The following is a 23,426-nucleotide window of genomic DNA, read 5'->3' as shown; positions in this document are numbered from 1 at the left end:
TCCTCATGGAGTGGCGAGTCGCTTGAAGTGGCGCCAACCGAAATCAAGCGATTCGTCGGGGATTTCGAGTTTTTTTATGCGCTCAGCGCGAATCGCGCAAGTCCAAATTCGCTTGGATAAGGTCTAGCGCGGCCCCGGGCACGCGTGCGGCGTTCAGCGGGGGCGGCGGATGGCCGTTCAGTCTGCATCCGGCAGCACGCGGCGCATGAAGGCGTCGAACAGCGGCACGGTGAATGCCGTGTCGCCGTGTGCGGGGCTGTAGATCATCCCCTTCCTGATCAGGTTGGAGCGCGTGGGAGCGACGTTCTCCACGCTCCGTGCCAGCACCGCGGCGATGTCACCCGAGCGGTGCGGGCCGGGTCCGAGCGCCGCCATCGCCCGTAGATACCGTTTCTCCGCGGGAGTCAGCCGATCGAGACGGACACGGAAGAAACTCGCGTCGAGCTCCGCCAGGGCGCTGGCCGTCGCCGTCACAACGTCGGGCCTTCGCACCGAGCTGGTCGTCGCGACGTTCCACGAATGCTTTCCCCATTCTTGGAGGAAATAAGGATAGCTGTCGGTCTGTCGGAGGATCTCGTCGACCGCGTCGTCGTCGAAATCCGCTCCCGCGCGACGCGCTGGTACGACGATCGCGAGGGTCGCCGCGACACGGTCGAGCGGCCCGATCGCCGAGAACTCGAAAAGCCTCTCGGCGTATGACTTGGCTTTTCCGAGCTGCCCGACGAGTTGCGGGAGACCGGCGCCGACGAGTGTCACCGGAAGCCGCATCTGGGCGCAGCGGTGGAGCGCCGAAATCAAGGCGGCGAGCTCGGCCTCCTCGACATATTGCATTTCGTCGATGAACAGGACGAGGACCGTGTTCTTTTCTTTTGCGGCCTCCCCGACCGCCTGGAGGAGGGAGACGAGGTCGGCGCCAAGGTCGCCGCTGTCGGCGACGCCCGGTTCGATGCCGAGATCGAGACCAAACTCGACGTCGTGGTACCGGATCTTCATCCCCTGCACGAATCCGCCAAGTGCTCGCAACGCTCGCTTGGCGCGGTCGCCTGCGGCGGCCATGCGATCAAGCTTGAGGAGCGCGACGCGGAGATTCGGGATCAGGAGCGCCGGAAGCGAGCGCCGCTCAGGGGCTTCAAGAAGCACGGCCGGGATCCCCTTCGCCTCGGCGTCGAGATGCATGCGATTGAGGAGGACGGTCTTGCCGACGCCGCGCAGGCCGACGAGCATCAGGCTCTTCGACGACAGTCCGTTGCGCATCCGGTCCAGCGCGATCGATGCCTTCTCGATGACGGCATCGCGCCCGGCGAGCTCCGGCGGCGGATTGCCCGCTCCAGGGGCGAACGGGTTCGTGCGCGGGTCCATCAAAGGGCCATGGATTTCGTGAGTTATGGAGAACTTATGTGGTCTTATCGGAAAACACTAAGTCAATATAAGATGTGTCGAAACGACCGTCAATTCGGCGGTCTCGCGGGAATGCACGCAGAAATCAATAGACGGACCGGTCGTCGGCGGCGTGAGCGGGGTAGCGAGCGGACGTCGCTGGAGACGCCGAAGCTGCCACCCGGCTGCCGACACCGCTCCGCCGAGCGGTAGGCTGCCTCGCATGAGCACACCGGCAACCACTCCCGATGCCGCCGCAACGCCGCCAGAAGTCGAGGCGTTCATCGACCGATGGGGGCCGAGCGGCGGCGGTGAACGGGCAAACTACCAGCTGTTTCTGTCCGAGCTGTGCGACGTGATCGGGGTCCCGCGGCCCGATCCGAGCAAAGCCGATGACGCGGCGAATACCTACGTCTTCGACAAGGTGGTGAAATTCGCCGCTGCCGACGGCGCCGCGTCCAACGGCTTCATCGATCTCTACCGGCGCGGTGCGTTTGTCTGCGAGACGAAGCAGGGGGTGGAGAAGCAGAAGGCCGATGCCCTGTCTCTTGCCGCTCCGTCCGCCCCGAAGCCGCGGCGCAAGACCGGCACGAGCGTCCGCGGCACCATCGGCTGGGACGACTCGATGATCGCCGCGCGGGGCCAGGCAGAGAGCTATGTCAGGGCGCTGGCCGACGACAACCCGCCATTTCTCCTCGTCGTCGACATCGGCCACTCCTTCGAGCTGTACGCCGATTTCTCGCGGCTCGGCAAGGTCTACGCGGCATTTCCCGACGCTCGATCCCATCGCTTCAAGCTCGAGTCGCTCAGGGACGCCGCCATCCGGGAGCGCCTCCGCGGCGTCTGGCTGGATCCGCTGTCCCTCGATCCATCGCGCCGCGCGGCGAAGGTGACGCGCGAGATCGCCGGCCGGATCGCCGTTCTCGCAAAACGCCTTGAAACCAAGGGGCACGATCCCGAGAGCGTGGCGTGGTTCCTGATCCGTTGCCTGTTCACCTTCTTCGCCGAAGACGTGGGCCTGATTGCCAAGGGAGCCTTCACCGAGCTGCTCGGCTCCGTGAAGAGCTCCCCCGACTCGTTCGTGCCGCTGGTGGGAGAGCTGTGGAAAGCGATGGATTCGGGCACGTTTTCCACCGCTCTCCGCAAGAAGATGAAGCGTTTCAACGGCGGCATCTTCCGGGAGCACGAGCCGCTCAAGCTCGATGCCGAGGAGATCGGCTTGCTCGTCGAGGCGGGGGAGTGCGACTGGCAGGACGTGGAACCGGCGATCTTCGGCACCCTCCTCGAGCGGGCGCTCGATCCGCGCGAGCGACACAAGCTCGGTGCCCATTTCACTCCCCGCGCCTACGTCGAGCGGCTCGTCGTGCCGACGATCATCGAGCCGGTCCGTGACGATTGGGAGGCGGCACGCGCCGCAAGCCTCGCCGAGGCGAGCGCGGGCCGGATGAAGGAGGCCGTGGCGGAGGCGCGGAAGTTCATCGAGGGTCTGGGAAGCATTCGCGTCCTCGATCCAGCCTGCGGTACCGGCAACTTCCTCTACGTGTCGATGGTCAAGCTCAAGGAGATCGAGGCCGAGGCCCGCGACTGGCTGGGGCAACTCGGCGAGAAGCAGAGCGACCTCGAGGCGATGGAGCGGACGGTCGACCCGAAGCAGTTTCTGGGCATCGAGATCAATCCCCGCGCCGTCGCGATCGCGGAGGTGGTGCTGTGGATTGGCTGGCTCCAGTGGCACCTGCGCGCGAAGGTGTCTCCCAACAGCTTCTCGGAGCCGATCCTCCACGCCTACGGCAACATCGAATGCCGCGACGCGCTGCTGGAATACGACAGGAAGGAGCTCGTCCGCGACGAGGCCGGCAAGCCGGTGACGCGCTGGGACGGCGTGACGATGAAGAAGCATCCCGTGACCGGCGAGGACGTGCCCGACGAGACGGCGACGGTGGCGGTCGAACGGTTCGTGAATCCGCGGAAGGCGGCATGGCCTGAGTGCGATTTTATTGTCGGGAATCCGCCGTTTTTGGGCTCGGGGCGAATGCGGCAGAGGTTCGGAGAGGGCTATGCCGAAACCCTTCGAAACATCTACAGCGACGTGCCGGACTCAGCCAATTACGTGATGTACTGGTGGGATAAAGCCGCAACTCTACTGAGGGCTGGCGGTGTGCGGCAATTCGGATACATCACAACTAATGCTGTGAGCCAGGTTCAGAACAAGGCGGTAGTGATAAGGCACCTGGCTGCCACAGAGTCCCCGATATCACTTGTAATGGCTATTCCTGATCATCCGTGGGTCGATAGCGAAGACTCCGCAAACGTGCGAATTGCGATGACCGTAGCAGTAGCAGGTGAGGTTGAGGGAGTCGTCTTCGATATTGAGCAAGAGATCGCGAGCGCCGATGATGCCCCAGTTTGCTTCTTCTCAGAGCGACGAGGATGCATTCAGGCGTCACTTGATGTGGGAGGAGCAGCAAAAGAAGTTGCTCGGCTACGGTCTAATCGCGATTTAACCGCGAGAGGGATGTGTATTGTCGGCGGTGGCTTCGTCGTGGCAGAGTCTCAGGCAAAGGCGTTTGAGGTCGCCGAAGGAGCTGTGTCCGCGAGGCTCTTACGGTCGTTCGTTAATGGCAATGATATTACGAAAAAGACCCCGAGGAAACTATGGCTGATCGACTGCCACGGTCATTCGGAACAGGAGGTCCGGGACCGGTGGCCCGCCGTGTACCAGTGGATACTGGATCGAGTTAAGCCAGGGCGAGATCATAACAATGATCCAGCTAGGCGCGCGAAGTGGTGGCTTCTAGGAAGAGCGCACCTGGATGTTCGTCGAATACTGGCGGCAGGCCGCTCGTATCTGGCAACCGTAATGACTGCTAAGCATCGGGTATTTGTTAGAATCGATGGCGATGTAATTCCTGATCAGGGGTTAGTGATTATCGGCTTAAGTGATGACTGTTGGCTTAGTGTGTTGTCTAGCCGCGTGCACCAGCTGTGGTGTCTCCAAATGGGCGGCCTTTTGGAGAGTCGACCGAGGTACAACAACACGGTCTGCTTCGATCCATTTCCATTTCCTGTGATTAGTGAAGAGCAGGGCGGAGTGCTGCGCGACCTGGGCGAAGCCCTCGACGCGCATCGCAAGTCGCAGCAGGCAGCGCATCCCGGGCTGACGATTACCGGGATGTACAACGTCTTGGAGAAGCTGCGGGAAGGCGAGGCGCTGTCCGCCAAGGAGAAGGCGATTCACGACCAAGGGCTGGTGAGCGTGCTCAAGAAGATCCACGACGACATCGACGCGGCCGTCTTCGAGGCCTACGGATGGCCAACGACCCTGTCGGACGAAGAGATCCTCGAGCGGCTGGTCGCACTCAACCACGAGCGGGCGGAGGAGGAGAAGCGAGGAATCATCCGCTGGCTCCGGCCAGACTTCCAACAGGGCGCGATCGGTGGGAAGGGCGGCCAGACGGAGCTCGGGCTTGCCGATCCTGAGGCGGACGTGGAGGAGCTCCCGGAGGACTCCGCGCCCGCGCCTCGCCCAGCCAAGGCGGGGCGCGGAAAGAAGGGGCTTCCTCCGACGGCCCGAAAGCCGGTCCGGCCCGAGTCGAAGACTCCGCCAAGCAAGCGGCCGCAAAGATCCAAGGGCAGGTTTGGTAACGTGGCGCGGACCGCCTGGCCGGCGGAGCTCGCCGAGCAGACGAAGCTCGTGCGCGGCATGCTTGCGGCGGTGAGCGACACCGTGACGGCGCACGATCTTGCCAGGTTTTTTGACGGAGCCAAACCGACCCGGATCGCGGAGATCCTCGACACCCTGGTGGCCCTGGGACATGCCCGGAAGGCAGAAATGAGCTATTCGGCGGTATGACTGCTGCAAAGCAATCGCTTGAATGGGTGGGCGGGAGAAACGACGAACGCCATTGACTTTTTAGGCATCGCTATCGCGTGGAGCTCTATCCGCACGTCCCGGCGCTCGGCAGAGGGTGCGGCATCCGCGATCGGCACGGTAACGAGCTCGAGTTTCCCTCCGCGTTCCGCCAATCGCGGCGCGACGGATCGCCGCGAGGGATCGTGAAATTGCTCGAAGGAGGCGATCGATGATCCACAACGACAAGGAATACCGAGAAGCCGTCGATCGGCTGGCTGAGGAACAAACCCGCCTCGCGGGGTATCGGGCACGATTGAGGGACGAGGGACTTTCCACGGAGTCGATCAAACGGGTCGTCGATCCCATGGAGTCATTCCACCTCCAGTTGAGGGAGGAGGTTGATAGCTACGAGAGACTGAAGCGGCAGGAGTTCGAAGAGATTGACAACTTCCGCGGATTCGGCCACATGCTCATCTCGCTGCGCATCGCGAAAGGGATCACACAGCGGGAGTTGGCCAAACGCCACGGGGTGCACGAGTCGCAGGTTTCGCGCGACGAGCGGAACGAGTATCATGGCATTTTGCTCGAACGGGCGGTGAAGGTCCTCGAGTCGCTCCAGGTGCGCGTGCGGACCCGGGTGGAGATCGATTTGGAGCCACGCGATGTTGCGACAGCGTGAGCTGCGATCCCGGGCGACGACCGGCCGCCGCTTGGCGACGAGGCGTCGCGCGGGGTGGCACCCAGCCCTGCTGCATCCCCGCGGAAACCGCTGATTTGTTGACGCCCCTCCGGCGGCTCCCGACAATCTAAGGTTTCGTCCGTCGTGCCGCTGCCGGACCGCCGTCGTGCGGTCGACCCTCCGCCCCATTCGCCCGTCCCCAGGAGCCTCCCCGTGAACTTCGTCGAACAGGATGATCCCGAAGTCTGGGCCGCGATCTCCGCCGAGCAGACCCGGCAGGCCGAGGGCCTGGAGATGATCGCCAGCGAAAACTTCACCAGCCCCGCCGTGATGCAGGCCGTGGGCAGCGTGCTGACCAACAAATACGCCGAAGGCTATCCGGGCCATCGCTATTACGGCGGCTGCGAATTCGTCGACAAGGTCGAGGACCTGGCGCGGCAGCGGCTCAAGAGCCTGTATGGGGCCGAGCATGTCAACGTCCAGCCCCACTCCGGCAGCCAGGCCAACGCCGCCGTCTACATGACCGCGATCCAGCCGGGCGACACCGTCCTCGCCTTCGACCTCGCCCACGGCGGCCACCTCACCCACGGCATGAAGCTCAACGCCTCGGGGGTTCTGTACCGGTTCGTCCATTACGGCGTCCGCGCCACCGACCATCGCCTCGACTTCGACCAGGTCGCCCGGCTCGCCCGCGAACACAAGCCGAAGCTGATCGTGGCCGGCGCCAGCGCCTACCCGCGCGAGATTCCCCACGGCACGTTCGCCGAGATCGCCCGCGAGGTCGGCGCGAAGCTGATGGTCGACATGGCTCACTACGCCGGGCTCGTCGCCGCCGGGATCCACGACAACCCCGTGCCGGTCGCCGACTTCGTCACCAGCACCACCCACAAGACGCTCCGCGGGCCGCGCGGCGGGATCGCGATGTGCCGCGCCGCCGACGGCAAGGCGCTCGACCGTTCGGTATTTCCCGGGCAGCAGGGGGGGCCGCTGATGCACGTCATCGCCGGCAAGGCGGTGGCGTTCGGCGAGGCGCTGCGCCCCGACTTCAAGGCCTACGCCCGGCAGGTCGTGGCCAACGCCCGGGCGCTCGCCGAGGCGCTCGCGGGCGGCGGCGTGCGGCTCGTGAGCGGCGGCACCGACAACCACCTGATGCTCGTCGACGTCACGCCGCTTTCGATCGGCGGCAAGCTCGCCGAGGAGACGCTCGACCGCTGCGGGATCACCTGCAACAAGAACATGATCCCGTTCGACGAGCGCAAGCCGATGGATCCCTCCGGCATCCGCCTCGGCACCCCGGCACTCACGACCCGCGGGATGGGAGCCGACGAGATGCGGCGGATCGCCGCCTGGATCCTCCGGGCGCTGCGCGAGCATGGCGATCCGCGGGCGATCGCCGCGATCCGGGCCGCCGTGACGGAACTGGCCGAGCAGTTTCCCGTGCCCGCGGCCCGGCTCGGCCAGCCCGAGGCGGTGGCTGGATGAGCTCGCCGGGTGGGGAACGCTCGGTCGGTGGCCGGCCGACGGTGCGGATCGGCCTGGTGCAGGCGGCGTGTTCGCCTGACCGCGAGGCCAACGTCACCCAGGCCCTCGACGGCATCGCCGCCGCGGCATCGCAGGGGGCGGAGGTCGTCTGCCTGCAGGAATTGTTCGCCGGCCACTATCCCTGCCAAGACGAGGACCACGACCGCTTCGCCGAGGCCGAGGGAGTTCCCGGGCCGCTCACGCAGCGCCTCGCCGCTGCGGCCCGCGCGCACCGCGTCGTCGTCGTCGGGAGCGTGTTCGAGCGGCGCACGCCGGGGCTGTTCCACAACACCGCCGTGATCTTCGAGAGCGACGGCTCGGTCCGCGGCACCTACCGGAAGATGCACATCCCCGACGATCCCCATTACTACGAGAAGTTCTATTTCGCGCCGGGCGACACCGGCTTCATGAGCGTGCCGACGAGCAAGCTGGCGGTGGGGCCGCTGGTCTGCTGGGACCAGTGGTACCCCGAAGCGGCGCGGTTGACGGCGCTCGCCGGCGCCGACGCGCTCTTCTACCCGACGGCGATCGGCTGGCTCGACGGCGAGGAATCGCTGCACGGCGAGCAGTACGAGTCGTGGGATACGATGCTCAGGAGCCACGCGATCGCCAACGGGACGTTTGTCGTCGCGGTCAACCGGACCGGCCGGGAGGGGAACCTGCGCTTCTGGGGGGCGAGCGTGGTCTACGCCCCCAACGGCGCGTGCCTCGCCAAAGCGTCCCACGACCGCCCGGAGACGTTCGTCGTCGACTGCGATCTGGGGCGGATCGAATGGTCGCGGACGCGTTGGCCGTTCTTCCGCGATCGCCGGATCGACGCCTACGGTGGCCTGACGGCGCGGTGGGGGCACTGACGCCATGGCCACCCGCGCGCGAGAGCCGGCGACCGGCCGGGGCGGGGAGGGTGTGGCCGCACTCGGCTACCGACTCCCCGCCGAATGGGAGCCTCAGCAGGCGGTCTGGATGGCCTGGCCGCACCGCTGGGCGACGTGGGTCGGCGACGTGGAGCCGGTGCCGGCGGCGTTCGCGCGGTTGGTGCGATTGATCGCGCGCTTTGTGCCGGTGCGCGTGCTCGCCGCCGGCACCGTCCTCGACACCGCGCGGCGGTGGCTCGCCGGCGCCGCCGACGTGACGCTCGTCGATGTCGCGGCCGAGGAACCGTGGCTCCGCGATTCGGGCCCGGTGTGGCTGTCGGCGCACGCGGCGGGCAGCCCGGCGGCGGCCGTCTGCTGGGGCTGGAACGCCTGGGGCGGCCGCTACGCTCCCTGGGAGATCGATGCCCGCGTCGGCCGGGCGATCGCGACCCGTGCCGGGCGGCGCGTGTTCACCGGACCGATGGTCCTCGAGGGAGGAGCGCTCGAGACCGACGGCGAGGGAACGCTGTTGGTCAATCACCGCTGCATCGAGGACGAACGCCGTAACCCGGGCCGGTCGCGTGCCGAACTGGAAGCGACGCTGCGCCATTTCCTCGGCATCGACACGGTCGTCTGGATCGGCGGAGATCTGGCCGGCGACGACACCGACGGCCACGTCGACCAGCTGGCGCGGTTCGTCGCCCCCGGGCGCGTGCTCGCCGCCCGGCAACCCGATCGCGGTGATCCCAACCACGCGTCGCTGGCCGGGAATCTCGGGCTCCTCGCCGCCTCCCACGACGCCCGCGGCCGGAAGCTCGAGGTGATCCCCGTCGACATCCCCGCCCACTTCGGCCATGCCGGCACGCAACTGCCGGCCAGCCACCTCAATTACCTCGTCTGCAACGACGCCGTGATCGTGCCGGTGTTCGGCGGCCCGACCGACGAGCCGGCCCTGCGGACGATTGCCGAATGTTTCCCGGGCCGGCGCGTCGAGCCCTGCCCGGCCGACGTCCTCGTCCGCGGCCGCGGTGCGATCCACTGCCTGACCTGCAACGAGCCGGCCTGAGACGGAACCGTGAAGCCCGGCTGTCACGCCCGGGCGACGGCTCCTCTCCACTGTCTCACGAGCAGCTCGAGCCAGCCGAAGGTCCCCCTGGCCGCTCCGAGCCGCTGCCGAGCTAGAAGCGGCGCGGTTTGCGGAAACCGGGTAAGCTCCCGGCCGGCGACTGCTCTTGTCGCGTCGCCCGTCAGCGGACACGATTCTGGCGATCACCCTCCGCCAGAGGTTCGGCAGAGCGTGAGCCCTCGCGGAGCCCTGACGATGGAACAGCTCGCCGCCGCGCTGAAGGGATTGCTGTCGCTGCTCGGTCGCCTCTGCCTGGCGGCGGTGTTCGTGGCGAGCCTGGTGGGCAGCAAGATCCCGCAGTTCCAGCAGACAACCGAGCTGATGGCGTCCGAGGGGGTGCCGAATCCCAAGCTGGCGCTGGCCGGCGCGATCTTCATCCTCGCCATCGGTGGCCTGTCGATGATCCTCGGGGCGTGGACGCGAATCGGTGCGTTCTGCCTGCTGGTGTTCCTCGTGGCGGCGACCTGGTACTTCCACGATTTCTGGAACATGGCCGACCCGACCCAGCGGCAACTGCAGACGATCCAGTTCATGAAGAACGTCGCCATCGCCGGCGGCCTGCTGGCACTGCTCGCGTTTGGCGGCGGCTCGTGGAGCGTGGATGGTTGGATCGGCCGCAAGCGCGCCGAGGTCGAGTCGGGCGGCGGCACGCCGGCCGCCAAGCCGCGCGTGCCGGTCAAGCCGTCCCCGCAGGCGGCCTGATCGCCCGGCGCGGCCGATGTTTTGGCGTCCCGCGCGGCGATTGCCGCCGGTGTCGGCCCCGCGGTAGCCTCGGCACCCTGCGTGGCCGCCGCGGCCGCGGTCCGACCCTGTCGTGCACCGGGAGAGCGTTCATGCCGACCGTGCCACCGCTTCGCTTGCTCTGTCTGCTCGCCGCCGTGGTGGCGACAGACGCGATCGCCATCGCCGCCGAGCCGGCCCCCACCGCGCCAGGAACCGCCGCCATGCCCGCCGTCGCCCAGGCTCCGTTCGGCACGCTCCCCGACGGCCGCGCGGCGACGCTGTACACGCTCCGGGTGCCGGGGGGCTGGCAGGCGACGATCACCGATTACGGTGCGATCCTCACGGGGTTCCACGTGCCGTCGCGCGACGCCGGGGGCACGCCGGTCGACGTCGTCCTCGGGTTCGACAGCGTCGACGGATACGTCAAGGGCCATCCCTACTTCGGCGCCACCGTCGGCCGCGTCGGCAATCGGATCGCCGCCGGACGGTTCACGCTCGACGGCAATGACTACACGCTCGCGACCAACAACGGCCCCAATCACCTCCACGGCGGGGCCGTCGGGTTCGACAAGCTGCTGTGGCGAGGAACGCCCGAGCCGGACGATGCCCGGGGCCCGAGCGTGCGCTTCGACCTGATCTCACCGGCCGGCGACGAGGGCTATCCCGGTCGCCTCGCCGCCACCTGCCGCTACACGCTCACCCCGACCGGCGAGTTGCGCGTCGAGATGACGGCGACGACCGATGCCCCGACGATCGTCAACCTCGTCCACCACAGCTATTGGAACCTCGCCGGCCACGGGTCAGGCGACGTCGGCAGCCACGACCTCGCGGTCGTCGCCGATTCCTACCTGCCGGTCGATGCCGGCAGCATCCCGACCGGCCTTTTCGCGGCGGTGGCGGGGACTCCCTTCGACCTCCGTCCCGAGCGGCAGCCGGTGCCCCTCGGCACGGCGATCGCCGCCCTGCCGGCGGCGGGCTCCGACCCAGGTGGGATCGACCACAATTTCGTCGTCCGCGGCTGGCAACCCGACGGCCAGCTCCGGCCGGTGGCGGTGCTCGTCGACCCGGCCAGCGGCCGGCGGATGGAGCTGTTCGCCGACCAGCCGGGGGTCCAGGTCTACACCGGCAACTACCTCGACGGCACGGTCACCGGCAAGGGCGGGGCGGTCTACGGAAAGCACGGCGGCGTCTGCCTCGAGACGCAGAAATACCCCGACGCGATCCACCACGCCGGCGATCCGCGCTGGCCGTCGCCGCGGCTCGACCCCGGCCAGACCTACCGGCACGTCATGATCCACCGCTTCACCCCCTGACGACCGATCGCCGAGCCGCCCGGCCCCGGTGCCGCGGGCCCGTGCATTCATCTCCCCGGATCCACCATGGTTTTCCCGATCGCCGACGACAACTCCGACCGCCGCACGTTTCCGTTCGTGTCGGTGGCGGTGATCGCGATCAACGTCTTCGTGTTCGTCGTCCTCCAGCAGGGGTTCCGCCCCGAGGGGGTCAACGAGCAGTTCACGCTCGCCTGGTGCCAGGTGCCGGCGGAGATCATCTCAGGGCAGGACGTCGTCACCGAACCGGAGATCCGTGCGATCCGCACGCCGGCGGGGATCGAGCAGGTGACCGTCCCCGGGCTGCAGCCGACGCCGGTGCCGGTGTGGATGACGCTGCTGACGGCGATCTTCATGCACGGCAGCGTGATGCACCTGCTGGGGAACATGTGGTTCCTGTGGATCTTCGGCGACAACGTCGAGGACGACATGGGCCATGCCCGCTACCTGCTCTTTTATCTGGCGACGGGGGTGATCGCGTCGCTGGCATTCGTCGCCTTCAACGCCCGCGGCGAGGCATCGCTGACGCCCTGCCTGGGGGCCAGCGGGGCGATCTCCGGCGTGCTCGGGGCGTATCTCGTGCTCCATCCGCAGCGGCGCGTGAGCGTGATCGCGCTGCGGATGATGATCGACGTGCCGGGCTACGTGGCGGTCGGGATCTGGTTCGCGTTCCAGGTGATCAGCGGCCTGTTCGACTCCAGCGGCAGTGGTGGCGTCGCCTATTCGGCGCACGTCGCCGGGTTCATCGCCGGCCTGGTGCTGGCCAAGCCGATGAGCCTCGGCGATGTCCGCGCCGAGGCCGACCCGCTGGTCGTCATGCGGCGGCGGATCCCCTGATGCTTCGTGGAAGTGACCTCCACGGCCTGCGTCCCCCGGATCCGACGCCGCCGCGCCGGCGGCCGGGTCACCGGCGCCGTGCGCGGCCGGCCCAGCTCCGCGCGAGTGCCACCAGATCGGTGTCGGCGCCGTCGCCGGCGAAGAATTCGCGCTCGATGCGGGCGATCGATTCGGCCAGTTCGCCCCGCGCCCGGCGATCGAGACCGTCGTGGGCCTCGATGTCGCGGAGCAACTGGATGACGGCGAACGGTGTCGCCGGATCGGGCACGGTGAAGCCGCGCGGGACGACCCGCGGCCGGTTTCTCCACTCCCGCAGCGCGAGCACCAGACCGGCGAGCACCGCCGCGGCGACGGCGCCGGGAACGAGCCAGCGCGTCAGCGACGATCCGGCGCGGACGACCGGCCCGCGCAGGTCGATCGTCTCGGCGGCGGCGACCAGATCGGCGTCGGCGTAGCGCTGGCGGACGTGCTCGGCCGTCGCGACGCGCGGAACCGGGAAGGTGAAGCTCGTCGCCCCGTCCGCACCGCGCTCGAGTGTCACCGACCAGGTGCGCTCCGAGACGACGGCGGGCGTCGGCGCGTCGGCCTCGAAGCGGGACACCCCGGGGAGCGAGTCGGTGACGCCGGCGACCGTGAACCCGGGCACGGCCGGATCGAGGATCGTCTCCAGGTCGGGCACGAGGCCGCGCGCCGTCGCCCGGATCTCGAGGCCGAGCTTCCCCTCCGCGGCGCGGCGCTCGTCGAGGATTTGGGTCACGGCGAGATTTTCCCAGGGGCGCGGCGGGGGCGCCGTGTCGCGGGCGTCGAGGAGCGTGGGCCGGCTCTCGATCGGCAACACGACGTACCCCGACGAATCGAGGAAGTCGAGATCGAGCCGCAGCGGCGGGAGGCGGTCGATCTTCGGGTCCTTGGCCGACAGCAGCAGGTAGGCGTAGGGGGTCCGGCGCCAGCCGTATTCGGTGTCGGAGCGGCTCTGCACCTTTTCCGATTCGAAGGTCACGCTGCGGACGTCGAAGCTCTCGCCGAGCGTCGCGCGGACGGTGCGCTCGAAGGCGTCGCGATAGTCCTGGAGCGGTCGGCCGTAGTTGAAAAACATCATCCCGCCTGCCTTCTGATTCTGCAGGTAGCGGCCGAAGCCCCCCGCCTCGCGCTCGATCTCGCGCGTGTGCCGGAGGCTGACGAGGACGCCGAACGGCCGGCCGTGGCCGACCCGGTCGGGCCCGTCGATGTCGGCACGGAGCTCGATCTCGCGGACGAGGTCGCCGTAGTAGTCGACCACCTGCCGCGCCTCGCGCGCCCGGGGATGGTCGCCGGCCACGGCCAGCCCGGCCGCCGTGACCCGGTATTTCACCGCCGGGTTGAGCTTGCCGATCCGGCCCACGATCCCGGTGGCGAGCCGCTCCCGGTGCCAGTCGCGCTGCTCGGCGGGGAGCCGGTCGACGATCGCCCGGATCCGCTCCGGCTCGCCGGCGACCGCCAGCGTGGTCTCGTCGATCCGCCCCGGATCGCAGGCACCGCTGGCGGCCAACAGCCAGGTCTCGAACGGACCGACCGTCCAGTCGTCGCGCGGCAGCGAGAGGCTGGCGGTGGCGTAGGCCTCCGCGGCGGCGGCGAAGCCGTCGAGCGCGTCGCGGCGCCGCGCGGTGAATTCGGGTGTCTCGGCGAGCTTGCGGCGGAAGTCGTTTTCGTCGTGGGCCAGCGCCGCGGCGACCGTCGCCAGCGCCCAATGGTCGCCACGGGCGCGGGCCTCGGCCACGAACCGGCGCGCGGTGTCGTAGCCGGCGAGGACCTCGCGCTTGATGTCGGCCTCGCGGCGCTTGGTCTGTTCCTGCTCCTGGACACTCGGTCGTTGCCAACTGCCGCCGAGGTTCGAGCGCATCGTCGCCGCCAGGCCGGCCGCCGCGCGCGGCGTGAGCGCCTCGGGGGGCCCGAACACGCGGCGGATCGCCTCGGGCGAGAAGACCTCGGCGGCGCTGTGGCAGCTGGTGAAGCAGCTGACGAGCCTGAGGTCGTCGACGGGCCCGAGATCGAGGGCCCGGAGCCGGCCGACGAGGCTCTCCAGCTCGGCGAGGTTGCGCTCCTGCATCGAGCGCGACAGGGGGATCCCGCTCTTCGCCTCGTCCATGCCGAAATACCAGAAAAACGGCATCTGCCGGCGCCGCTCGTCGTTGGGATCGTGCGCGAGCTTCCAGCCGTCGAGGATCTCGGGCACGAGTCGCTTGGCGGCGTCGCGGTGGACGGCGGCGAGGCGCTCGACCACGGCCAGCGCTTCCTCCGACCGCCCGGCCTTGGCGAGGGTCACGGCCAGCGCCTTGTCGACCGCGGGCCGCTCGGTGGCGTCGAGGCGGTCGAGCCAGGGATCGGTCGGACGGGTGTCGAGGACATCGGCGAGCTTGATCGGCCACTGCGGCTGCGCCTGGCGGAGCTGCTCGATCTGCTGCTGCTCCCAGTAGAAGACGTTGCCGTAGGGATCGCGGCGGAAGCCGGTGTCGGGCTCGTCGAGCTGGGCCGAGAGGCGCGCCTCCGCCCCCCAGCCGCGGGCCGCGAGGACGAGCGCCTCGTCGAGCCGGTCATCTCCCCCCCGCGCGGTGCCGAGGATCCCGGCGACGATCTCACGCTGCAGCTCGAGCCACTCCCGGCGCTGGTCGACTTCCTGGGGGGCCCGGGAGGGGCCGGTGGCGACGCGGGCGGCGACGAACGCGAGAAGGTCGGTGGCCGCGGCCGGGCGCGCCGCGGAGAGGCCGCCGATCCATTCCCGCGCCACCGACCGGGAGAGCTGCGGGAGCAGCGCCACGGCCCGGCCGACGGCGCGGCGCCGGTCGCCGTCTTCGAGCCCCTCGGCCTCGAGGCTCCGGCGCACAGCCTGCCAGAGCGTGTCGAGCGGCACGCCGCGCGGGTCACGCGTCCGGGCCACCTCCAGGCTCCGCACCCAGAGATCGACGCCGTCGGCATCGCGCGCGGCGAGGCACTCGTCGAGCGACGGCAGGAACGGCCCGACCAGGTCGGCCCTCCCCGCGGCGGCGAGCAGCGTCGCCGCCTGCGGGCGCGACAGCCGGGGGCCGCCGGCGAGTGGCGTCAGCACTCCCGCCAGGTCACCGCCGTCGATCCCCGTGGCGAGCACGTGGGCGGCGATCTGCCCGAGGATCTCCAGACGCTTGCCGTCGTCGTCGGCCAGAGGCACGGGGGCGGCGCCGATCAGGCCGGTGATGTCGGCCAGCGTGATCGCCGGAAGCGGTGGGTCGACGGGCCGCCCCGACGGACCGGGCTCGGCGGGGGGCAGGGTCGCGAACTGCTCGAGGATCCGGTCGTAGCCGGCCTTCGCCTCGGCGGCGGGCAGGCTCTGCAGAAACGCCCCGGCGGCATCCCAGCGCCCCGCCACGACATCGGCGCGAAACGTCGCCAGCCGGCGTTCGAACTCCGCCATCGCCGGGTCTTTGGATGGCGGCGAGTCGCCGTCGGCCTTCTCCGCCGGGGGCGGTCGACGCCGCGCCGACGTGGCGGCCCCGAGCACCTCGTCGACCTTCTCGGCAGGCACGCCGAGCAGGACCACCGCCGGTTGGCGGTCGAACGTCATCTGGCCGAGCTTCGCGATCCGCTCCTGTGCCGTGGCGTCGGCCGCGGCGGCGCTTCCGTCGCCCGGCGCGGCCGGAGCCGCTGCTGCTACCGGAGTGGCCGCGGTCACCGGTGTCGCGGGCACGAGTTGCGCCGCGGGCACCAGTCCGATCGCCGGCACGGTCGTTCCCTGCCAGGCGTCGGCTGCCGGCTGGCCCGAGAACACCAGCGCGAGCACCACGACGGGGATCGCGGCACGCCGCGTCGGAGATGTGGCAGATGAGATCACTCGCGCCATGTCGTCGACTCCCCGCGGTGCTGCCACCTGCCGTCACGAGCCCGATTCGTCGACCGGTGCGCCGCCGCCGGCGCCGCGCGAGTCGCTTGGGGGGCGCGACCCCTTCTTCGCCTTTGACTTGCTCTTGCAATTGCGACACTGGCCCCCTTTGCAGCCACGGCACTGCGGCGGGATCGGGAGCCCCTGGAGCTGTTCGGGGTCGAGCCGCGTCAGCCGGATCACCGCCTCAAGGTTTGCGCCGTGGCGCGCGGCGGCCGTCGCGTCGCCGCGCCGCTCGGCCTCCTCGGCGAGCAGCCGCCAGGTCTGGCGGGCGCTCTCGGCGTGCGGCTCCCACTCGTCGCGCGGCAGCCCCTCGAGGCGCTTGAGCCAGGTGACGAAAAAGTCGCTCGTCGCCAGCGCGTCCTGGGCGTCGGCGACCAGCGCCGGGTCGGCATCCGGCGTGGCGGCAAGTTCGTCGACGAGGGCGTCGAGCTCGCGCGATGCCTCGGCGAGTTGGGCGGCGTCGATCCGTGCCTTGGCCCGTTCGAGCCGCACCCGCATCGCCCGCGCGCCGTCGGCGGCCGGGAGCCGAGACAAGGCCTCGTCGAAGGCGTCGACGGCCGCGGCCGGATCGTCGGCCCGGAGCCGTTCGGCGTCGCGGACGGCCACGGCTGCCCGGTCGCGGGCCCGGCCGTCGACGCCGGGCCCGAGGTGCCACGCGACGGCGACTGCCGGGAGGAGGAGCCACAGGAGGATCACGCCGACTCGCATGCCGAGTCTCCTTGTTTCATCACCCGGGGTCACGACGTCTTGCCGAGCCGGACTACGGTCCCGCAGGGCCGGGACACCGAGAGTAGCGTATCGTCTCGCCTCGCGACCTCCGCACGCCGGGCTGCCAGCCGGTGCCGCACCATTCCAGCAGCGCCGGCAGCAGGGCGAGGATCGCACTGCCGGCCACGGCCAGGGCGATCGCCAACTCACGCAGGCCGAGGCGGTCGAGGAGCCGGGGCTGCGGCACCATTCCCAGGGCGACGAGGGCGTCGGTGGGGACGTGGCGGGCGTTGCCGTCGTGGTACACACCCCCTGCCCGGACGGCGATCTGCCGGAGCGTGCCCGCATCCTGTCGCGACATGTGGCCGTCGATGAACCGCCCTGCCTGGACGTCGCCGACGCCGACCAGCAGCATCCCCGACACGCTCGGCGGCATCCGTGGCAGCCCGGTGGCCGGCACGGTGTCGCCGTCGGTCACGACCAACACGGTTGTGCTCCCCGGCCGCCAATCGCGTGCCATCCGCGCCGCCTCCGTGAGCCCGGCGAACAGGTCGGTCTTGCCGGCGGGAAAGGCGTAGGACAGCGGCAGGTCGTCGAGGATGTTGGCGAGCACCTCGGGATCGCGGCTCTGCTCGACGACGGGCAGCGCGCCGTTGGCCACCGCGACGACGCTCACCCGGTATTGTCCCGCTGGCACGCGCTGCAGCACGCTGCGGACCAGTTCCGCTGCGCGCCGTCGCCGGGGCTCGTCCCCCTTCGGACCGGCGTCGGCCAGCTGCATGCTCGGCGAGACGTCGAGGACCAACAGCAGATGGCGGATCCGCTTCTCCTCGATCGCCTGGCTTCCCCGTGCCGCCGGTGGCAGGAGGAGCAGCGCCGTGAGGCCGAAGGCGGTCGCGGCGGCGGCCAGCGCGCGCAGCGGCGGCGCGGCGGCGGCCCACGCCGCCGGACGCCCGCCGGGGCCGAACGCGAGCATGGCGATCCGGCGCGTGCGCCGGGCATGGAGGAGCTCGGCGCCCGACCAGACGAGCCCCGTGCCGAGCGCCGACCAGGCCGCGGCCAGCGCCGCATCGGCGACGGGGAGGATGGGGATCGCGGGGAGCGTCACCATGGCGTGTACCGGAGGCCGAGGCCCGCCGCCGTCGCCAGGGTGAGCAGCCCGAGGCCTCCGGCCGACCAGGGAACGAAGTCGTCGACGGTCTCCGCGGCGGTCGTCACCATCCGCGTGCGCTGCAAGCCGTCGATCCGCGTGAACACCTCGCGGAGCGTGCCCGGATCGCTCGCCGCGAAGGCGCCGCCACCGGTTCCGCCGGCGATGTCGACGATCTCGGCGGGGATCTCGCCGCCACCGACGTGGATCGTCCACAGCACGACGCGCTTGTCGCGGAGCGCCCTGACGACGCGCGCGGGGTTGTCGCCGTCGAGGTCGCCGCTGTAGCCGTCGGAGATGAGGACGATTGCCCGGTCCCCCTCCTCGCGCCGGTCGAGGACGTCGGCCGCCGCGAGCAGCGCCATGCCGATCTCGGTGCCGCCGAACCACGGGGGCACGCGGTCCGGGCGCATGAAGGGCAGCGCGCAGCGCAGGGCCGAGGTGTCGGTCGTCAACGGCGCCCAGTGGAGCACCGACGAGCCGAAGAAGGTCAGGCCGAAGGCGTCGCCCTCGCGCGCGCCGAGGAATCCCTCGATCGCCTCCATCGCCGCGTCGTAGCAGGTGCCGTCGCCGAACCGGGCCGTCATGCTCCCCGACACATCGACGCAGAACTCGATGTTGGTCAGCACGCGGCGCGTGCGCGGCTGCCCGGTGCGCGTCGGGCCGGCGGCGATCACGATCGCGACGGCCGCCAGCGCCGGCAGGAGCGTCTCGGCGGAGTCCACGAACAGCCGGAGGACCCGTCCGCCGCGCTGCGGCGCGAAGTCGAGCGGAAGCACGAGCCGGCCGGCGCCACGCCGCCAGATCCGCCATACCAGCAGGGCGGGCACGACCAACAAGCCGAGGACCATGGGGTGGGTGAAGCTCATCCGTCCCCCTTCGCCGCCACCGGCACGAGCTCGCCGACCAGCGCCGCGACGTCGTCGGGCGTGCCGGCGCCGGGGGCATGGAGCCAGGCCGCGAGCCGGTCGATCGCCCGCGCGGCGCCGGCGTCGCGGCGCAGTGCCGCGACGAGGTCGCGCGGGTCGGCGTCGAGGAGGCCGAGGTAGCGCCGCCAGGCGTCGTACACCAGCCGCTCCGCCTCGGCCCGTTCGGCGGCCGTGAGGTCGCGCGATCGCGCCGCGGTGACGAGTCCGGCGAGGCGATCGGCCGCCGGCGCCGCGGCGCTCCCGCGCTCCGCGCGGCGCTGGCGGCGCAGCAGCCAGACGAGCAGCGCCAGGCCTGCCAGCCAGGCGGCGACCGCGGCCGTCGCGCCTGCCGTATAGCCCCCGAGGCCGCGGACAGGCACGGCGCCCGGCACGGCGACGCGCGGCAGTCCCGGCGCGAGGACGCCCGTGACCGTGACCGGCAGTGGCGGCAGGTCGCTCGTCGGCGTGCCGTCGGAACGCACCAGATGGTCGCGGAGATCGTGGGTGCCCGGCTCGAGGCCGGTGATCTCGATCTCGTAGCGTGTCAGGGCGCCGTGGGGCGCAGCCTCGACGATCCGCACCGCCAGCGCCGCGGTGTGCTCCGGATCGGCGCGCGGTTCGAGTCGCGTGCCCGGGAGCACCAGCGGCTCGGGGCGGATCGGCCGGCCGACGGTGCCCTCGAGCGCGGGAATCGGCGGGGTCATGGCCGCCTCCCCGCCAGGGGCCGGCGGCGCGAGAAAAACAGCCGCAACCGCGCCGTGCTCGGCCGGTCGGTGTCGAGCACCAGGCCGTCGATGCCGGCGCCGCGCAGGGCCGCGAGCCGCTCCTCGGCCCGCCGCGACGGGAATCGCCCGGTCGTCGTCAGGGCGCGGCCGGTCTCCGCCTCGCGTGCCCGGAGGATGCCGGCGCCGAGCCCGCGCTCGGCCGGGTCGCGGAACACGAGCAGGCAGACGTCGTGCTCCTGGGCGATCCGCGCGAGCCGTGCCGCCGCGGTCGGATCGTGGAGGTCGGAGAGGACGATCACCAGCGAGCGCTCGGCGAGGAGCGGCTCGAGGAGCCGTGCGGAGGCGGCGAAGTCGGTCGGCTCGTCGAGCCGGTAGCGGCGCAGCCGGTGGAGCCAGCCGAGCGTGGCCAGACGTGACAATGTCGGCCGGACGACGAGGCTCCGGCCGCCGACGCCGATGCAGCCCACCGGGCGCATCCGCCCCAGGCACGCCAGGGCCAAGCCGCCGGCGGTGCAGACGGCGGCCTCGTACTTCGTCGGCCGGCGGCTGCCGACGGTCATCGATGCCGAGGTGTCGACCAGCAGCCATCCCGGCACCCGGCGCAACGCCTCGTATTCCTTGACGTGCAGCCGGCCGGTGCGCGCCGTGATCCGCCAGTCGATCGCCTTGACCGCGTCGCCCGCCTGGTACGGGCGCGACTGCTCGTATTCCTGCCCCGCGCCGCGGAACATCGACCGGTCGGTGCCATGGCCGAGCGAGTCGGCGAGGCGCCGGATCGCGAGCTCGAACCGGGCGGCGTCGAGGAGCGGAGCAGGGGGGAGCAACTGGTCCATCGCCACGGCCCCCCCGCGACTCACTCCGCCGCCCCTGCGGCGGCCACCGCCGCAGGGCGCAGCACCTCGCGGAGCACCCGTTCCTTGGTCACCCCCTCGGCCAGCGATTCATACGAGAGCCGGATCCGGTGGAGGAGGACGTCGTGGACCAGCGCGAACAGATCCTCGGGGACGACGTAGCCGCGGCCGTGGATCAAGGCCCGCGCACGGGCGGCCTTGACCAGCGCGATCCCGGCCCGTGGGCTGGCGCCGAGGTCGAGCGCCGGGTGGGCCCGCGTCCGGCCGACGAGCTCGACGCAGTGGTCGGTGAACGCCTCGCTGACGTGAATCTGCTGGACCGCCTCCATCGCGACGACGAGGTCGTCGATCGTCCCGGCCGGCTCGCCGGCGAGGGCGTCGAACTCGCTGGCCACGACCGCCCCGCGCTCGAGGCGGCGCACCCCGAGCCGGGCGTTCCGCCTCAGGACCTCGCGCTCCTCGTCGGGCGTCGGGTAGGAGAGGCGGTGGCAGAGCATGAATCGGTCGAGCTGGGCCTCGGGCAGTTCGAACGTGCCCCCCTGCTCGATCGGGTTCTGCGTGGCGATGACGAGGAACGGCGCCGGAAGCGCGTGGGTCTCCTGGCCGATCGTCACCTTCCGCTCCTGCATCGCCTCGAGCAAGGCACTTTGCACCTTCGGGGCGGCGCGGTTGATCTCGTCGGCGAGGAGCAGGTTGGTGAACACCGGTCCGCGGACGACGCGGAATTCGCCGCTCCGCGGATCGAGCACCTCCGACCCGGTGATGTCGCCGGGGAGCAGGTCGACGGTGAACTGCACGCGCTGGAAGCCGAGGTCGACCGACCGGGCCAGGGCACTGACCAGCAGCGTCTTGGCCAGCCCCGGGACACCCTCGAGGAGGAGGTGGCCGCCGGTGAACAGGGCGATCAGGAGCCGCTCCACGACGTCGTCCTGGCCGACGACGACGGTGGCGATCCGGGCACGGACGGCGTTCACGAACCGTGCCGCACTGGGAACGAGGGGTGACGGTTCCGGCATCGGTGAGACTGCGGCGGGGGTGGGTGACCCATCGGTATGGTACCTTCGTGATGGTCCGGCCGCGCTGCGGTCCCGGGCTCATCCGACGTGGTGTCGGGTGCGCGCGCCGCCGGAGCGCGGACGACGGCCGCAACCCCGCGGCAGTGTTCGTTTTCCGCCAGTCCCGGGCCCTTCCGTTCCCTGCTTGCGGAGTCAGCGATGTCCGTCCGTGTCGCCCTGTTGGGAGTCTGTGCCGCCCTCCTGGCCACCACGGCCGCCGCCCAGACGGGCAGCGCCCCCGCGCGAAAGCCCAACATCCTCGTCATTTGGGGCGATGACATCGGCACCTGGAACGTCAGCCACACCAACCGTGGGATGATGGGCTACCGGACGCCGAACATCGACCGGATCGCCCGCGAGGGGGTGTCGTTCACCGACTACTACGGCCAGCAGAGTTGCACGGCCGGCCGGGCCGCGTTCCTCGGAGGCAACTGCCCGGTCCGCACCGGGATGACGAAGGTCGGCCTCCCGGGCGCGAAGGAAGGCTGGCAGAAGACCGACGTCACGATCGCCACCGTCCTCAAGAGCCTCGGCTACGCCACCGGGCAGTTCGGCAAGAACCACCAGGGCGACCGCGACGAGCATCTGCCGACGATGCACGGCTTCGACGAGTTCTTCGGCAACCTCTACCACCTCAACGCCGAGGAGGAGCCGGAGCACCGTGACTATCCCGGCGACATGAAGCTCCCCGACGGGCGGACCTTCCGCGAGGCCTACGGCCCGCGCGGCGTGCTCAAGTGCAAGGCCGACGGCAAGGGAGGGCAATCGATCGAGAACACCGGCCCGCTGACCCGCAAGCGGACGGAGACGATCGACGAAGAGACCGTCGCGGCCGCCAAGGACTACATCGAGCGGCAGGTGAAGGGGGGGAAGCCGTTCTTCTGCTGGTGGAACGCGACGCGGATGCACTTCCGCACCCACGTCAAGGAGGAGCGCCTCGGCAAGAGCGGGCAAGACGAATACGCCGACGGCATGGTCGAGCACGATGCGCACGTCGGTGAACTGCTCGAGGCCCTCGATCGCCTCGGCATTGCCGATGACACGATCGTCCTTTACTCGACCGACAACGGACCCCACTACAACACCTGGCCCGACGCCGGCACGACGCCGTTCCGCAGCGAGAAGAATTCCAACTGGGAGGGGGCGTACCGCGTACCCGCCTTCATCCGCTGGCCGGGGCAGTTTCCCGCCGGTGTCACGGTCAACGGGATCGTCGCCCACGAAGACTGGCTGCCGACGTTCGCCGCCGCCGCCGGCGAGCCGGGAATCAAAGAAAAGCTCGCAGCAGGTGTCGATCTCGCCGGCCGCCGCTACCGCAATTACATCGACGGGCAAAACCAGCTCGCCTACCTGTCTGGCAAGGCGGACAAGTCGCCGCGGACGGAGTTTTTCTACGTCAACGACGACGGGCAGATCGTCGCCATCCGGGCCGGCGACTGGAAGGCGGTGTTCCTCGAGAACCGCGGCGTGGCGTTTGAGGTGTGGCGCGAGCCGTTCACCGAACTGCGCGTCCCGCTGCTGTTCAACCTTCGCCGCGACCCGTTCGAGAAGGCGCAGCACAGCGCCACTGTCTACAACGACTGGATGATCGACCACGCCTTCGTCGTGGTCCCGCTGCAGCAGATCGCCGGACGGTTCCTGATGACGATGAAGGACTACCCGCCGAGCCAATCGCCGGGGTCGTTCAACCTCGACAGAATCCAAAACAGGCTCGAGGCGGGGCGGTAATTTCACGCCGGCAAAGCCATCCTGGCCTTTGCCGGCTGGGGGGACCGCCGCATCCGTGCGGCGGGGGCGCTGGTTTCACGCGGCAAAGCCATCCTGGCCTTTGCCGGCTGG

Annotated in this window: 16 protein-coding genes and 1 pseudogene; 9 read left to right on the top strand and 8 right to left on the bottom strand. The window is 70.1% G+C overall.

The window, feature by feature from the left end:
* Nucleotides 1-177: 177 nt before the first annotated feature.
* Nucleotides 178-1,359, bottom strand: coding sequence for an ATP-binding protein (locus tag FJ309_14755; GenBank protein MBM3955849.1), 1,182 nt, complete (start codon nucleotides 1,357-1,359; stop codon nucleotides 178-180).
* A 241-nt stretch (nucleotides 1,360-1,600) separates the two neighbouring features.
* Between FJ309_14755 and FJ309_14750 the strand changes: the two genes are divergently transcribed.
* The 8 genes from FJ309_14750 to FJ309_14715 all read left to right on the top strand — a co-directional run bounded on the left by FJ309_14750 (nucleotide 1,601) and on the right by FJ309_14715 (nucleotide 12,298).
* Nucleotides 1,601-5,227: a class I SAM-dependent DNA methyltransferase gene (locus tag FJ309_14750; GenBank protein ID MBM3955848.1), complete on the top strand. Its 3,627-nt coding sequence runs from the start codon at nucleotides 1,601-1,603 to the stop codon at nucleotides 5,225-5,227.
* Between the two features lie 229 nt (nucleotides 5,228-5,456).
* A complete protein-coding gene (locus tag FJ309_14745) occupies nucleotides 5,457-5,906 on the top strand; it encodes a helix-turn-helix transcriptional regulator (protein MBM3955847.1) in 450 nt (149 codons plus the stop codon).
* Between the two features lie 213 nt (nucleotides 5,907-6,119).
* Entirely contained in the window at nucleotides 6,120-7,388 is a 1,269-nt protein-coding gene (locus FJ309_14740; GenBank protein ID MBM3955846.1) for a serine hydroxymethyltransferase, read from the top strand.
* Nucleotides 7,385-8,281, top strand: a complete 897-nt coding sequence (locus FJ309_14735) for a carbon-nitrogen hydrolase (protein MBM3955845.1) — start codon at nucleotides 7,385-7,387, stop codon at nucleotides 8,279-8,281. Before FJ309_14740 ends, FJ309_14735 begins: the two co-directional genes overlap by 4 nt.
* A 4-nt stretch (nucleotides 8,282-8,285) precedes the next feature.
* Nucleotides 8,286-9,347: an agmatine deiminase family protein gene (locus FJ309_14730; GenBank protein ID MBM3955844.1), complete on the top strand. Its 1,062-nt coding sequence runs from the start codon at nucleotides 8,286-8,288 to the stop codon at nucleotides 9,345-9,347.
* 255 nt (nucleotides 9,348-9,602) lie between these two features.
* A complete protein-coding gene (locus FJ309_14725; GenBank protein ID MBM3955843.1) occupies nucleotides 9,603-10,109 on the top strand; it encodes a DoxX family protein in 507 nt (168 codons plus the stop codon).
* 242 nt (nucleotides 10,110-10,351) lie between these two features.
* Nucleotides 10,352-11,443, top strand: coding sequence for a galactose mutarotase (locus tag FJ309_14720; GenBank protein MBM3955842.1), 1,092 nt, complete (start codon nucleotides 10,352-10,354; stop codon nucleotides 11,441-11,443).
* Between the two features lie 66 nt (nucleotides 11,444-11,509).
* Nucleotides 11,510-12,298 carry a rhomboid family intramembrane serine protease gene (locus tag FJ309_14715; protein ID MBM3955841.1) on the top strand — a complete coding sequence of 263 codons (789 nt, stop codon included), beginning with the start codon at nucleotides 11,510-11,512 and terminating at the stop codon, nucleotides 12,296-12,298.
* A 67-nt stretch (nucleotides 12,299-12,365) separates the two neighbouring features.
* Here FJ309_14715 and FJ309_14710 read toward each other — a convergent pair whose 3' ends face one another.
* From FJ309_14710 to FJ309_14680, 7 genes and pseudogenes are all read right to left on the bottom strand, one after another.
* The gene (locus tag FJ309_14710; GenBank protein MBM3955840.1) at nucleotides 12,366-16,148 is read right to left on the bottom strand and encodes a hypothetical protein; all 3,783 of its coding nucleotides are present in this window, start codon (nucleotides 16,146-16,148) and stop codon (nucleotides 12,366-12,368) included.
* A 394-nt stretch (nucleotides 16,149-16,542) separates the two neighbouring features.
* A pseudogene (locus tag FJ309_14705) lies at nucleotides 16,543-16,764 on the bottom strand (hypothetical protein).
* A gap of 186 nt (nucleotides 16,765-16,950) precedes the next feature.
* Entirely contained in the window at nucleotides 16,951-18,009 is a 1,059-nt protein-coding gene (locus tag FJ309_14700; protein ID MBM3955839.1) for a VWA domain-containing protein, read from the bottom strand.
* The gene (locus FJ309_14695; protein ID MBM3955838.1) at nucleotides 18,003-18,917 is read right to left on the bottom strand and encodes a VWA domain-containing protein; all 915 of its coding nucleotides are present in this window, start codon (nucleotides 18,915-18,917) and stop codon (nucleotides 18,003-18,005) included. The genes FJ309_14700 and FJ309_14695 overlap by 7 nt, the downstream gene beginning before the upstream one ends.
* Complete coding sequence (locus FJ309_14690) at nucleotides 18,914-19,660, bottom strand: hypothetical protein (GenBank protein ID MBM3955837.1); 747 nt, start codon at nucleotides 19,658-19,660, stop codon at nucleotides 18,914-18,916. The genes FJ309_14695 and FJ309_14690 overlap by 4 nt, the downstream gene beginning before the upstream one ends.
* Nucleotides 19,657-20,514 (bottom strand): DUF58 domain-containing protein, encoded by an 858-nt coding sequence (locus tag FJ309_14685; protein MBM3955836.1) that lies wholly within the window; start codon nucleotides 20,512-20,514, stop codon nucleotides 19,657-19,659. The genes FJ309_14690 and FJ309_14685 overlap by 4 nt, the downstream gene beginning before the upstream one ends.
* Nucleotides 20,515-20,534: 20 nt before the next feature.
* A complete protein-coding gene (locus FJ309_14680) occupies nucleotides 20,535-21,548 on the bottom strand; it encodes a MoxR family ATPase (GenBank protein ID MBM3955835.1) in 1,014 nt (337 codons plus the stop codon).
* Between the two features lie 198 nt (nucleotides 21,549-21,746).
* Here FJ309_14680 and FJ309_14675 point away from each other — a divergent pair, with 198 nt between their 5' ends.
* Complete coding sequence (locus tag FJ309_14675) at nucleotides 21,747-23,315, top strand: arylsulfatase (GenBank protein ID MBM3955834.1); 1,569 nt, start codon at nucleotides 21,747-21,749, stop codon at nucleotides 23,313-23,315.
* Nucleotides 23,316-23,426: the final 111 nt, after the last annotated feature.

The sequence above is a fragment of the Planctomycetota bacterium genome (genome assembly GCA_016872555.1).
GTDB lineage: Bacteria > Planctomycetota > Planctomycetia > Pirellulales > UBA1268 > F1-20-MAGs016.
Note: the sequence above shows the minus strand (reverse complement) of the source record. Positions and strands in the feature narration are given on the sequence as shown.